The organism is Allorhizobium sp. DMC15, from assembly GCF_056314065.1.
Genome location: NZ_JBQUZB010000001.1, coordinates 1,248,069 through 1,260,328, shown reverse-complemented (window position 1 = coordinate 1,260,328; position 12,260 = coordinate 1,248,069). Strand labels below are relative to the sequence as shown.

The 12,260-nt window shown below is 63.9% G+C and carries 17 protein-coding genes; 8 read left to right on the top strand and 9 right to left on the bottom strand.

Going from position 1 to position 12,260, the window contains the following annotated elements; translation table 11 throughout:
* Positions 1 to 26: 26 nt before the first annotated feature.
* Positions 27 to 416, bottom strand: a complete 390-nt coding sequence (locus ACT53S_RS06185; protein WP_476066304.1) for a cupin domain-containing protein — start codon at positions 414 to 416, stop codon at positions 27 to 29.
* Positions 417 to 605: 189 nt separating this feature from the next.
* Here ACT53S_RS06185 and ACT53S_RS06180 point away from each other — a divergent pair, with 189 nt between their 5' ends.
* Complete coding sequence (locus ACT53S_RS06180; RefSeq protein WP_476066303.1) at positions 606 to 1,238, top strand: CatB-related O-acetyltransferase; 633 nt, start codon at positions 606 to 608, stop codon at positions 1,236 to 1,238.
* A gap of 229 nt (positions 1,239 to 1,467) precedes the next feature.
* On the opposite strand, the gene ACT53S_RS06175 is transcribed toward ACT53S_RS06180, so the two are convergent.
* The gene (locus ACT53S_RS06175) at positions 1,468 to 2,241 is read right to left on the bottom strand and encodes a class I SAM-dependent methyltransferase (RefSeq protein WP_476066302.1); all 774 of its coding nucleotides are present in this window, start codon (positions 2,239 to 2,241) and stop codon (positions 1,468 to 1,470) included.
* A 146-nt stretch (positions 2,242 to 2,387) separates the two neighbouring features.
* Here ACT53S_RS06175 and ACT53S_RS06170 point away from each other — a divergent pair, with 146 nt between their 5' ends.
* The 3 genes from ACT53S_RS06170 (at position 2,388) to ACT53S_RS06160 (ending at position 4,233) form a co-directional block, all read left to right on the top strand.
* The gene (locus tag ACT53S_RS06170) at positions 2,388 to 2,972 is read left to right on the top strand and encodes a TetR/AcrR family transcriptional regulator (RefSeq protein WP_476066301.1); all 585 of its coding nucleotides are present in this window, start codon (positions 2,388 to 2,390) and stop codon (positions 2,970 to 2,972) included.
* A 78-nt stretch (positions 2,973 to 3,050) separates the two neighbouring features.
* Positions 3,051 to 3,338, top strand: coding sequence for a YciI family protein (locus ACT53S_RS06165; RefSeq protein ID WP_142070015.1), 288 nt, complete (start codon positions 3,051 to 3,053; stop codon positions 3,336 to 3,338).
* A 211-nt stretch (positions 3,339 to 3,549) separates the two neighbouring features.
* The gene (locus ACT53S_RS06160) at positions 3,550 to 4,233 is read left to right on the top strand and encodes a permease (protein ID WP_476066300.1); all 684 of its coding nucleotides are present in this window, start codon (positions 3,550 to 3,552) and stop codon (positions 4,231 to 4,233) included.
* A gap of 12 nt (positions 4,234 to 4,245) precedes the next feature.
* Here the strand turns inward: ACT53S_RS06160 and ACT53S_RS06155 are convergent, their stop codons facing one another.
* Both ACT53S_RS06155 and ACT53S_RS06150 read right to left on the bottom strand, forming a co-directional pair.
* Positions 4,246 to 4,500 (bottom strand): hypothetical protein, encoded by a 255-nt coding sequence (locus ACT53S_RS06155; RefSeq protein WP_476066299.1) that lies wholly within the window; start codon positions 4,498 to 4,500, stop codon positions 4,246 to 4,248.
* A 399-nt stretch (positions 4,501 to 4,899) separates the two neighbouring features.
* A complete protein-coding gene (locus ACT53S_RS06150) occupies positions 4,900 to 5,793 on the bottom strand; it encodes an NAD-dependent epimerase/dehydratase family protein (RefSeq protein ID WP_476066298.1) in 894 nt (297 codons plus the stop codon).
* A gap of 149 nt (positions 5,794 to 5,942) precedes the next feature.
* Here ACT53S_RS06150 and ACT53S_RS06145 point away from each other — a divergent pair, with 149 nt between their 5' ends.
* Positions 5,943 to 6,422, top strand: coding sequence for a DUF3833 family protein (locus ACT53S_RS06145; RefSeq protein WP_160143193.1), 480 nt, complete (start codon positions 5,943 to 5,945; stop codon positions 6,420 to 6,422).
* Positions 6,423 to 6,445: 23 nt separating this feature from the next.
* Here ACT53S_RS06145 and ACT53S_RS06140 read toward each other — a convergent pair whose 3' ends face one another.
* Together ACT53S_RS06140 and ACT53S_RS06135 are read right to left on the bottom strand one after the other, a co-directional pair.
* Positions 6,446 to 6,973: a GNAT family N-acetyltransferase gene (locus ACT53S_RS06140; RefSeq protein ID WP_476066297.1), complete on the bottom strand. Its 528-nt coding sequence runs from the start codon at positions 6,971 to 6,973 to the stop codon at positions 6,446 to 6,448.
* Positions 6,970 to 7,248 (bottom strand): type II toxin-antitoxin system TacA family antitoxin, encoded by a 279-nt coding sequence (locus ACT53S_RS06135; RefSeq protein ID WP_476066296.1) that lies wholly within the window; start codon positions 7,246 to 7,248, stop codon positions 6,970 to 6,972. The genes ACT53S_RS06140 and ACT53S_RS06135 overlap by 4 nt, the downstream gene beginning before the upstream one ends.
* Positions 7,249 to 7,495: 247 nt before the next feature.
* Here ACT53S_RS06135 and ACT53S_RS06130 point away from each other — a divergent pair, with 247 nt between their 5' ends.
* Together ACT53S_RS06130 and ACT53S_RS06125 are read left to right on the top strand one after the other, a co-directional pair.
* Entirely contained in the window at positions 7,496 to 8,080 is a 585-nt protein-coding gene (locus tag ACT53S_RS06130; RefSeq protein ID WP_476066295.1) for a DUF1214 domain-containing protein, read from the top strand.
* On the top strand, positions 8,077 to 8,628 hold the full coding sequence (locus tag ACT53S_RS06125; protein WP_476066294.1) for a DUF1254 domain-containing protein: 552 nt from the start codon (positions 8,077 to 8,079) through the stop codon (positions 8,626 to 8,628). The genes ACT53S_RS06130 and ACT53S_RS06125 overlap by 4 nt, the downstream gene beginning before the upstream one ends.
* Before the next feature lie 63 nt (positions 8,629 to 8,691).
* Here the strand turns inward: ACT53S_RS06125 and ACT53S_RS06120 are convergent, their stop codons facing one another.
* The gene (locus ACT53S_RS06120; protein ID WP_476066293.1) at positions 8,692 to 9,645 is read right to left on the bottom strand and encodes an HD-GYP domain-containing protein; all 954 of its coding nucleotides are present in this window, start codon (positions 9,643 to 9,645) and stop codon (positions 8,692 to 8,694) included.
* 255 nt (positions 9,646 to 9,900) lie between these two features.
* Positions 9,901 to 10,116, bottom strand: a complete 216-nt coding sequence (locus ACT53S_RS06115; protein ID WP_142070031.1) for a hypothetical protein — start codon at positions 10,114 to 10,116, stop codon at positions 9,901 to 9,903.
* A gap of 387 nt (positions 10,117 to 10,503) precedes the next feature.
* On the opposite strand from ACT53S_RS06115, the gene ACT53S_RS06110 reads away from it, so the two are divergent.
* Entirely contained in the window at positions 10,504 to 11,604 is a 1,101-nt protein-coding gene (locus ACT53S_RS06110) for a DUF2336 domain-containing protein (RefSeq protein ID WP_476066292.1), read from the top strand.
* Positions 11,605 to 11,773: 169 nt separating this feature from the next.
* Here the strand turns inward: ACT53S_RS06110 and ACT53S_RS06105 are convergent, their stop codons facing one another.
* Complete coding sequence (locus ACT53S_RS06105) at positions 11,774 to 12,115, bottom strand: DUF1491 family protein (protein ID WP_476066291.1); 342 nt, start codon at positions 12,113 to 12,115, stop codon at positions 11,774 to 11,776.
* Positions 12,116 to 12,260: the final 145 nt, after the last annotated feature.

The window sequence follows — 12,260 nt, the reverse complement described above, 5'->3', positions numbered from 1 at the left end:
GCGATGTGCGGGCCGGTCGATCGTGATCAATCGACGTTCGTATGCAGCCCTTGTGGCAGGGAAATCCAGATCACCGTCTGCGCTTCCGGTGAATGACGCGACAGATGCCCCTTGCCGTGTGTGTCTTCGACCAGCACGAAACTGCCGGCCGCGACATGGCGGTGCTCGCCGTCGCTGGTCTCGTAGTCGACGGAACCGTCCAGCCTCACGGTCAGGACAGGTTCCGGAACCGTGTGCCAGGAAACCTCGCGCATGCCGGCGGGGATATGGGTGAAACGGACGCGCGAGGCCGGATAGCTGGCCGTCACGTCGAAGGGCGTCGCGTCCGCGTGCACGGCGATCTTCGTCGTCGGCAATTCGATCTCGTCGAAATGGGATTCACCATCCGGCGTGGCATAGATGCGCAGGCATTTCATGGCAGGCTCCGGGTGCTGGGCTACTGCCGCTGGCGTAACACGTTGCTGCTATGCCGCTCCAGCCGATTGCGCGTGGAAATCATTCAAACTCTTCATGGGTGCATTCCGGCGGCCCGGTCAATACTGCGCGTCCGAAGGGGTGGCACTCGCCACCCGTGTTTGATCACCTGGTTCTGAACGGTGCCTTCCATGCCTCTACTCGACGCCACCGCCACGCATCCGATCACCCTGCCGGACGGCACGATCTATCGCGATACCGTGCACTTGAAAAACGTCATCGACCATCCGCGCATGGAGATCGGTGACTACAGCTATTTCACCCATGCCGGCGCGCCCGAGGATACGGCGCTCGTGCTCGCGCCCTATCTCGGGCCCGGATGCCGGGAGCGGCTGGTGATCGGCAAATTCGTGCAGATCGCCCGGGGCAGCACTTTCATCACCAGTTCGGCCAATCATCCAATGGCGGGCTTTACCACCTATCCCTTCCGGATCTTCAAGCCGGAGACCTTTGGCTACAAGGATCTGCCGGTTAGGGATACGGTGGTCGGGCATGATGTCTGGATCGGGCACGATGCGACGATCATGGCCGGTGTGACGATCGGGGCCGGCGCGATCGTCGCCGCCCGCGCCGTGGTCACGCGGGATGTTCCGCCTTACGCGGTGGTGGGCGGCAATCCAGCCACGATCATCCGGATGCGGTATCCGGCAGAGGTGATCGAGGAACTGCTCGCAATCGCCTGGTGGGACTGGCCGCTGGACAAGATAGAGGCGAAGCTTCCGGCTCTTGAGAGCGGTGATCTTGAGGCGCTACGGAGCGGTTGAGGCGTGGCGGGTTTGGCGCCGACTGCCCCTCATCCGCCTGCCGGCACCTTCTCCCCGCAAGCGGGGAGAAGAGCGATTGCGGCTGGCGGCGACGCCTCCTTCTCCCCGCGCGCGGGGAGAAGGTGCCCGAAGGGCGGATGAGGGGCAAAACGCGCGATCGGAGCGGCTGAAGGGCGGAGCTCGTCGGAGCGGATGAGGAGACGGATGTGCCGACAGGGGCCTTTCCGCGTTAGTCCGCCACCCGTCCCATGGCATACAGATACAACACCGTCTTGCGCCGGTCCGACAGCGTCCAGGTTTCGTCCGGCTCGCGGCCGGGGACGGCAAAACTGTTGGAGACGAAGAGGCTGCCGGGTTTCATCTCCGTGGAGAGCTTTTGCCAGAGGGCGGGCATGGGTTCGGGGGAGAGGAAGGCGTAGACCACGTCTTCTTTCGAGACATCGGCGCGCCAGAGATCGCCGCGACGGATGTCGCCCGAACGGGCGAGCCGCGACAGGAGGCGGGCGAGGAAAAAGACGGCGGGGGCGTTTTCGATGCCACGGGCCTGACGGCCGTCGCCGTCGAGGGCGCGCACCACGCCGCCGAGGCCGCAGCCGAGATCGAGGAAGCGGGTGGCTTTGCGCTCCGTCATCAGATCCTTCAGGACGGAGGCCGTTTCGCCATTGGTCAGATAGAGCGGCACACGGCCGCGTGCGGTGTTGGAGAAGACGAGTGCCAGCACGAGGAAGGCGAGACCGAAGGGCCAGGCGGGCAGATTGCCGGCGAGAAGGGCGCCGGCCAGCGCCAGCGGGAAGAGAAAGGCGATGACGAGCCACCAGACGGCAAGCCCGAGCAGACGGCAGATCACGGCGGCGAGCAGGCCCTGCAAGAGAACCGCCGCCACGATCAGGAGCGTGCGGTCGACGCTTGCCGACAGAAGTGCGGTGGACATCGCCACCAGCGGCATGGCGACGACCTGGGCCAGGAGCGCACCGATGATCGGCGTTTTGGTGAAGACGGACATGAGCAGCGGCTCCGGCAGCATTGTTCGGCGCCGGACAGTGGCAGGGGGGGCGGCGATTCTCAAGGCTCTTGACCCACTCGGACAATTGTCCTAATTGCAATTTAGGACAATTGTCCGAGTTTGCGGTTTATGGGGAGCGGCGGGCGATGGCGCAGCGCGACACACGGGAGCGGATCGTTGCAACGGCCGACCTCCTCTTCTACGAACGGGGCTATGAGGCCACGTCGTTCGGCGACATCGCGTCTGCCGTGGGCATCTCGCGCGGCAATTTCTACCACCACTTCAAGACCAAGGACGAAATCCTCAGCGCCGTCATCGCCAAGCGGCTGGGCGACCGGCAGATGATGACCCAACGCTGGGAGGCGCAGGAGAGCGATCCGCGCAGCCGGATCGAGCGGTTCATCGACATCCTGCTGGTCAACGGCGAAAAAATCCGCCGCCACGGCTGTCCGATCGGCACCCTGACCAGCGAGTTGGCAAAACTCGACCATGCCGCCCGAGCCGAAGCCGTGCATCTGTTTTCCTTGTTTCGCGACTGGCTCGCGGAGCAGTTTGGACGCCTGGGCCGCCCTGGGGACGCAGACGCGCTGGCCCTCGAGCTCCTGTCGCGCAGCCAGGGGGCCGCGACCCTCTACAATGCGTTTCAGGACCGGGACTTTCTCGACCGAGAGGTCGCTGCGATGAAGCATTGGCTGCAGCAGCTTGCGGTGGATGCCTCGGCCGCAAAATGACAGTTGATCCCTTCCCTTCCCTTACCTTCCCCTCCCTCCCCTCCCCTTCCCTTCACCAGACAGTCTCGGGAGCTTCTCATGTTCATCGTGTTTCTTCGTTTTGCTGAACACCGTGCCAAGGCCGGCGCCCTGATGGCCCAGCACAATGCCTGGCTGGCGCGTGGCTTCGAGACGGGTGTGTTTGTCCTTTCAGGCAGCCTGCAACCGAATGCCGGCGGGGCGATCCTGGCGCGAGGGGTGGACCGGGCCGCACTGGACGCCATGGTGTCGGAGGATCCCTTCGTCGCCGAGGGCGTGGTGACAGCCGAGATCCACGCCATCTCCCCCGGACGGGTTGACGAGCGCCTGTCATTCCTGGCGGCGTAAGCGGGTATTTGCGGGGTCCGGCTTTCGTTCCCCTCTTCGGGCCGCGTCTGCTTGAGCGGAGGAAAAGACGGCGGCATCGCCTCCCCTCCGGCTGGCATCCGGAGGCGGTCGAGGTGATTGCAGAAGCATCACGACCGCTTGCACGGCTTGCGTGATCGATCCGTGGCTGGCATCGTCGGCAACGGGAGCGCAGCACGAGGCGGAGCCATCAATGGATTTCATGAAGGTTCTGAAATCGCTGGAGGAGCTGCTCTACGAGCTCGTGTCCTGGCTGGTCTTCTACCCGCTGACCCTGTGGCGCGCGGTGACATCGCCGCTTTCGATGATGCGGTATGCCGATCTCGAGCTGGCAGACCAGAGTGACGATCAATATGATGACGTCATCAGCCCGCCCCTCTTTCTGCTGATCACGCTTCTCCTGGCGCAAGCGGTCTCGACGCTGATGCCCCGCGAGGCGGCTGAGAAGGCGGCGGAGGCGGCCATCGCCATTTCGGACAGCAACCTTCTCATCGCACGCGGCGTGATCTACGGCATCTTTCCGCTCGCCATGGCGGTCACGCTGCTGATCTCGAAGAAGGTGAAGCTCACCCGCAACACGCTCCGGCCGCCCTTTTTCAGCCAATGCTATGTGGCCGCGCCCTTCGTTTTCCTGGTGGGGCTGGCGACCGATCTGCTTCTCATTCCCGGACGCTCCGCCATTGCCTGGGGGTTGCTCGTGCTCCTGGGGGCTGTCTTGTGGTATGGGCAGGCGCAGGTCCGGTGGTTCCGGCTCGATCTCAATGTCGGCACGTTCAGGGCGGTGCTGTTGTTCGCGGTCGCCTTCCTTGCCGCGCTCGTGCTGGCACTGGGGGTGGCATTGGCGGTCGGCTGGGGTTTCCAGCACTGGAAAGCCTGAGGTGCCGGGGCCTCAATGCCCGCTGCGGGACGGCGCGGGTGTGAGTGCGCTGCCGAGCTGATCGTCGATCAGATGCTGCTCTGCGGGGCAGAAATTGCCAAAGCCATGGATGGCGGCGTGGGACCAGACAATGCCGCCGCTCAGAAGCGGCGCGTCGATCGATGCGATCAGATGGCCGTGCATCGCGACGTCGAAAGACACGAAGCGATGGCCGCGGATCGAGGTTTCGGCAATATTGGCGATGTCGAGACGCTTCTGCGACGCCATGCTCCCTCCCAGATACGCTGCCGGTCTGGTCGGCCGGCGCGTTTCCCCCGTGTGCATCCAGGGGTTTCTTTCGTTTTTGCGCATATCGGCATGGAAGGAAAGGCTGGGGCCACGACTTTTTCGGGCCAAGGGTCAACCGGCTGTGGATAGAACGGCTGCAGCGCGGAAGGGGTGAAGGGCGGTTGCAGCCGGGCAGCGGCGGTCGCCGGAGGATGGCATCTTCGCCTGCCCGGCATGGGCGCGGCACAAGCGGCAGTCGCATTGCTCACGCGCCTGGCCGCCTGCGGCAGAGGCAGGGCGCAGACGGAGAAGAGAGAGTCCGACACCGCCGCCGCTGTCTCAGAGGGGATAGCCCTGCCCACAAGGGGAGAGCTTGGTCCGACGCCCGCCTGAGCTTTGTCAGACCTTCACATATTTGCGCCAGTCGTGCTCTTCCTTGAAGCCCAGAACCTCACGGATCTTTCGGTTCGACAACGGCGCTTCGAAACCGGCGATGTCGCCCGTGATCGGCGTGTTCGGCGCGTATTTCGCCAGAAACTCGCGGGTCGGGATGGTCGCGGTGATCGTGTCGTTGACCGCGTTGAAGACCTGGAAACCGAGTCCGTCCTTCGCCACGCAGAGATCGACGATCTGGCCGAGATCACGGGCATCGATATAGGACCAGGCATTGCGCTTGCGCACCGGCGGGTCGGCAAGATAGCCGGGGAAGGCCGCATAATCTTCCGGCGAGATGACATTGCCGATCCTCAGCGCATAGACGTCGATGCCATAGCGCAGCGCGAAGGCACGCGCCGTCTTTTCGTTGACGACCTTGGAGAGGCCGTAGCTATCCATCGGGTCGGTGTCGTAGTCTTCGGTCAGCGGGAACTCGTGGTAATCCTTGTCGCCTTCGGCAAAGCAGACACCATAGGTGGTTTCCGACGACGCGATGATCACCTTCCTGATGCCGAGCTTGGCGGCTGCCTCGATGACATTGTAGGTCGAGACGGTGTTTTCGGCGAAGGTCTTGTTGTCGGGATGCATGAGGATGCGCGGCACGGCGGCAAAATGCACCACGGCATCCGCCGGCTTCGGGCCGCCGGGCTCTTCGTAGCCGTCATAGCCGAAATGGCAGGACAGCGCGTTATAGACCTGACCGCTGTCGGTGACATCGGTCAGAAGCGTGTGCACGCCCGGCACGTCGAGCACGGCGCGGTCGACATTGAGGACCTTGTGGCCCTTGTCGAGTAGATAGGGCACGACATGGCGCCCCGCCTTGCCGCTGCCGCCGGTGAATACGATCCGCTTGCCCATGGGGTTCCTCCTCGAAATGGGTTGTCGGATGACCAGATAGCGCGCCGCGGGCAAAAGGGTAAGGGGGTCAGGTGCACGGGCGCGGGCCGCCTGGAACCTGGGGCGGGCCGGCGGTGTTTTCCCCGGCAACCCAAGCCAGGAGAGACGTCTTGAAACTCGAGGATTTTGCAGACAGGGAACCAGGATTCGTCCTGGAAGAGTTCTTTTCCGGCACGTTGCGCGGCTTCGGCGTGACGATCGGGCGGCTCGGCGGCTTCCAGAACCGCTTCACCATCGATGCCCGCGGCCGCTTCGACGCTTCCGCCAATGTGCTGTCGCTGACCGAGGATTATTTCTTCGACGACGGCCATTCGGACACGCTGACCTGGACGATCCTCAAACGCGGCGAGAACCGCTACGAGGGGCGCGAAACCCTGATCGACGGCGTGGCCGAAGGCGAACAGGCGGGATCGGCCTTTCGCTGGCAGTATGCTCGTGACGTGCCGCAGGCCGACGGTTCCAAGACCCGCTTCGGCTTCGACGACTGGTTCATCCTGCATGACGAGAAGCACATGAGCGTGCATGCCTCGCTGACGAAGCTCGGGGTGGAGGTGGCGGTGCTGGAGGCGTTTTACGAGAAGGTGGGGTGATGGGGAACGATACCCAGCCCACTTTACAGCAGGCCCTTCGCGCGCAAGGCGGGGGCGAAGGTGGCGAGCGGCATCACCAGCGTCAGAGGCCTATGGCGAAGCGGCTCAGCGCCGAATGAGGCATACCATTGGGCGGCACGATCGTTCTTCGCGTCGATGACGAGAAGGATACCTCCTCCCTCTCCCGCAAGACGCAGACAGCGCAAGGCGGCCGCGGCAAGCAGTTGTCCTCCCAGGCCCTGCCCTGCCACGGACAGGTCCGTGGCCAGGCGTGCCAGCCTGAAGCCCGGCACGTCGTGGCTGGCCAGCCCTTTCGTCATGGGCGCCGGGACGGACTCATGGGCAACAGAGGCTGGCGCGATCGTATAAAAGCCGAGGATGTGGCCGGGCCGTGCGCGCTCGACTGCACAGAACGTTTTGGCCGCATTCTGCTCGTGCCCCTGCCGCGCAAACCGCTGCAGAAACACGTTCATCTCCGTGTCGCCACAGTCGAAGGAAACGCGATCATGCGCTTTCTGGATCGGCTCTTCGAACCACGGCGGCAGTGTCACAGCGTCTCCGGCAAGGCCGATATCGCCGCGCGCAGCCTGTCATTCGGCTTTGGCGGGTTTTCCAGAAGTTCAAGAATGCGCAGATAGTCACTTTCCGCGACCTTGATGGCTTCCGCTTCGGCAATGACGGCTTCCGCTTCCCGTAAGGCAGATTGCGTGACGAAATTGGTGAGGTCGGTGTTGCGCAGCAGGGCCGCGCGCAAGAGCTTGGATTTTGCCTCTGCGGCGATCCGCAAGCTCATGCGTTCATTGTCTTCTTTTGCGGCTCTCGGCATGACGACCTCCAATCGTGACGGCAGGATATCCGAAGGGCGCGATCGCGTCAAACGTACATATTGAAAGCGTACGGACGTCATCGTATTCTTGCAGCATGGCAACGACAATCATTCCTGAAAACTACGCCATAGCGGCCACGTGTCCGCCTCCCCCTCCCCCAAACTTCCCTCTCTCCCGAATCAGTGATACCCGTTCGACCTCACAACCCGTGCGGCATGCCCGCCCGTTTCTAAGGTCCTGCCACCCTTGTTTCGTGTTCCCTTCCTCGTTGCGATCGCGCTTCTCGTCGCCTTTGGCGGGGCGATCCTGTCGGTGCAGTCTATGCTGTCTGCCTCCGTCGGCTTCGGGGCCATCGAGGTTGCCGGTTGGCGGGCCTTTCCGGCGGCGCAGACGGTCGATGCGGACCCTTATGCCAAGGCGCATCGGGCCAAGGCCGGGCGGTTGCTCTATGGGTCTGCGGAGGGATTGCAGTTTACGGCTGCGCGCGATGCCAAGGGGCTTTCTCTGACCGGCACCTGTTCCTACCGGCTTTACGGCCGGACACCCGTGTCGCGGCTCTGGACGCTCTATGCGGCAGACGGCGCCGGTGTGCCGCTGGTCGCGGGGCCGGATCTGCCGGTCGCGAAGAATTCGCAGCGGATCCTGCGCCAGCGTGACGGAAGCTTCGAAATCGCGATCTCGCGCACCGCCACGGCCGGCAACTGGCTGGCGCTGCCCGATACCGGCGCCTTCCAGCTGGTGCTGACGCTCCTGGATACGCCGGCAGCCGCATCGACCGGCCTGTCGGGGCTCGACATGCCCGTGGTCGAGCAGACGGGATGCGGCCAATGAGACAATTTCTCTATGCCCTGGTGACAGGCATCTTCGGCGCGGTTCTCCTGCATATCATCGTCATTCTCGGCGTGCCGCATTTCACGGGCCAGGACGCCTATACACGGGTGACGGAGGAAGGGCCGCCCTTCGTCTTCCATGCGCTCGGGAAGCGGCCCGACAAGATCGGCCTCGGCGGTCTCGACCCCTTTCTCAAGGTCGCCGTCTGCCATTTCGACATTACCCGCCAGCCCTTGTCGCTTGTGGCGGCCGGCGACAGCGTCGATTTCTGGTCGGTCGGCATCTTCGACCAGGACGGCAACGAGGTTTATTCGATGAACGACCGCACCTCGGTTGCCGGCGATCTCGACATGCTGGTTGCAACCCCGGTGCAGGTGGCGCAATTGCGCAAAACGCCGATCGCGGCCTTGGCCGAGACCATCCTTGTCGAACATCGGGGGACGGCGGGGTATGTGGTTCTGCGGGCGCTGGCCGCGCAGGCCAGCGCGGAGCCGGAAGCGGAAACATTCCTGAAGAGCGCCGAATGCCTGCCCTTCACGGGGCGGTAAGAGAAGCGCGACTTTCCAGCGACGGGGGTCTGTTCGAACACCCCGCGCCTGTTCACGCCCGCCTCAAGTGATCGGGCTGTCGACGAGCACGCTGCCGAGACGAAGGACCATCTTGCGGTCAAAGAGTTGCGGCCTCGCGAACATCCATTTCAGGGCTTCACTGGAAGTCCAGGGGCGCTTGTAGGGGCGGACCGATGTCAGCGCCTCAAAGACGTCGCAGACGGTGCTCAGCCGCACGGGGAGGCTCAGCGCGCGCTTCTTCAGGCCCAGCGGGTATCCCGAGCCATCCAGCACTTCGTGATGCAGCCGGCAGATGTCCAGAGCGAGCGGCGGGACGGAGGGATAGGTCTTCAACAACTGGTAACCGGCCTCGGGGTGACCGCGGATCACATCGCGCTCTTGAGCGGTGAGGTCACCCGGCTTGTTGAGGATCTCCGTGGGAATGAGGAGCTTGCCGATGTCGTGCAGCAGGCCCGCAACGCCGAGCAGGGAGACGGCCTCGTCATCCATATCGAGCGCATTGCCTAGCAGGGTCATCATGCCGCTGACCGCCAGCGAATGCACGTAGGTCGTCTCGTCCTTGCTTTTCAGTCGGGTGACTTCCAGAGCGATGACAGCGCTGTCTTTCCAGGTCCGGGCATTGCTGCCGGCCACGGAGGAGAGATCGTCCATGTCGAGAGGGCCGCCGGCGACGATATCGGTGAGGCGCGATTTCAAGGCCTGGCGGGTCTGATCGAGATCATTGCGAACCTTCTGGACCTCGGCGGCATTTGCTCCGCTGCCTGAGGACTGGGGCACACGGCGGGCCGGTGGCCGTGTTTCGGGCGCCCGCCCCTCAGCATCCAGACCCAGGGCGACATTGATCAGCACTTCGCTCGCCGAGCTGCGGGCGATGGCGGCGAGGTCACGGTCACTCGTGAGGATGAAGCGGCGCTTGGCGAACTCTTTGCTGGGGCAGGCGACGCTTTCGATGAACATGCCCTTGCGGATGCGGTCCTTGGTCAGCTTGACGAGCATGGATCAGTTCGGCTCCGCAAATCCCGGCTGGTTCCGTCACGGCCAGAACCGGGCACAACATTCCATTATCTGTTTGGCATATTTTGTTAAAATTATTTATTATACGTAAAAGCACAAAAAAGGTCCGGGACGTCTTTCAGTCGTCGTCCGAGGCAAGCACCGATGGCCGGGTTCCCTGAACAGTCGGCCTTCCCCATGGCAAGGCGTCGGCTGCGCGGCGTGCGGCGACCGGGACGCCTCCAGGCGCTCGGACAGCTAATACGGGCGTCGGTCGGAGCCATTCGGGGCAGGCAGTGCCGGCACCGTGGGCAGTTCGACGCGCGGCCAAATGGCGGCGGTGTCGAGCCGCTCGTGACGGACGCCGGTGAAGAAGAGGATTTCCGCCTTGCGGGCTCCAGCCGGAGGTTTCGACCCGGCCTGAGCGCGGCGCGCTGCATCCTGCCGGTCCTTGATCCTGATGATGTCTGCCATGCTCGTCTCCTTTTCATCAAAAAAGATCGAGAGGGATGAAGAGAGGATCTCACCCTGCCCCGTTTCTGGGGCCGGCACATTCCGGGTCATGTCGGCTGGTTTTCGCCACGCACCGGGGTCATCTGCGCCTTTCTCCGACGCCTGTCCCGTTCGCGGATCCGCCCGCGAAACCGGGCCACGCATATGCCTAATATCGGATACATTGAACGAATCGTCATCTCTGACCATCCATTCGCCATCAAGAAGCCATAGGTTAGTTAACAGCTTGCTAACAAATTCGTTCTAAAGTGACACGTATCTGTATTGCGTTGGAGTGCTTTAGTCGTGAGCGAACAGTTCAGGGAGCTTGAAAGGCCGGCCGGCGCGCGGAACAAGGATGTCGTTCTGATGGCCACGGTCACGAGTTTCCAGGCGCTCTCCCATCCCGGCAAATCCGAACTCCGACAATTTGCCGAACTCTTCCAGCCGCTTTATGCCCATTCCTCGATCGAGGCCCGGCGCGACGCCGTGGCGGCTCTTTCGCAAAGCCCGAACCTGCCGCTTGCGGTCGCCGCCTTCATCGCCAGCCAGCCGATCGCGATTGCCGCTCCCTTCCTCGCCGCCTCGCCTGCGCTCACCGACGACATGCTGATCATGATCGCCCGGACGCAAGGGGCAGAGCATGCGCGCGCCATCGTCAAGCGCGAGAAACTGTCGCCGACGGTGATCGATGCGCTGGTCGGCCTGCGCCATGCATTGCCGCCACGGCCGGAACGGCGGGTTGAACCGAAGATCGCCGATCCCGAGCCGGCGGCCGCACCCTCCAACTTCGACCGGATCATGACCGACCTTGCGATGACGGATCTGCCGGGTGCCGTGATCCCGAGCCAGACGGACCGCCAGGTCGACGACCGGGCGACGCAGCCGGCGGAGAACGAGGCGCGCACGGCACGGGAGGAGGCCCTGCGCCAGACCATCAAGCGGCTTGCCTATCAGCAGAGACCTGCAGATGACGACCGGCTGGGCCGGCGCCAGATCGGACCGGTGCAGGCGGCCCTACTCGTGCGGTTTGCCCGGGCGCGTGACGGCGGCGCTTTCGCCACGACGCTTTCGGACCTGCTCACCTCCAGCCGGTGGCTTGCCGAACGCATTCTGCTCGACATTTCCGGCCGGCAGCTCGCCACCACGCTTTCGGGTGTCGCCATGAGCGAGGAGGATAGCGTGTTCGTGCTCGAGCACCTCTATCCGCATCTGGCCCATAACGAGGCCGGACGGAGCCGGGCGGCAAGCCTGATCGCCTCGATCGATCCGGATGCGGCAGAAGCCCGCATCGACAGCTGGCTGCGCGCCGACCGCTATACCTTCGGCGAAATGGATGGGCCGGAGCTTACACCTGCAGCCGGCGAGCTCAGCGCCGAGGCGCTGGCCAAAACGGCCCGGGCGGCAGGATCGCGCAAGCCGGTCGGCGACGAACATGCACGCCAGGTGCTCAGGGCACGCAAGCGGTAGTCGGCGGGACGCGGAGGGGCGGCGCGAGGCAGTAGGCAGTGGGGCTGATGCGCCTGTCGCACAAGGTGCCGTCGCAATGGTCTACCTCGATGCGTCGCATCGGTCGGTTCGTTCCACGGCAACACTGTGCACGCTTCCGCGCATCATCGCCCCGCCCTCAACGGCTGGGTCAAGCGCCGGCCAGAGCCAGATAATCGCCGATCTCGTCGACCTCGATCTCGACCAGCCAGAGATCGCTGTCGAATTTTGCTTCGCGCGCCACCAGCGCCTCGACGGCTTCGGGCTCGGCGCGGCTGAGGCGGGCCTCAAAGAGCCTGTCGTCGCGATCTTCCCTTTCGATCAGCGCCTGCGGTGCCGGACCAAACAACGTCTCCAGCCCGTCGCGAAAACGCTGGCGCACAAAGATGGCCCCCGAGGCATCCGACCCCCTGCGCACGACCGCCGCATAACCGCCGTCGTTGAAGACGCGGCGGGTGAGTGCGGAGACGAAGATGTCGGAGCGGATGCGCATCGGGCGGTTCTAGGGCATGCGGGGGGACGGGGGAAGAGATGATCGGTATTCATGGTGGGGATGGATCCTTCGAGGCCCTCGCTTTGCGAGGGCACCTCAGGATGAGGGTGGGAGATTGGGGCCAAGTCCTTCGAGGCCCTCGCTT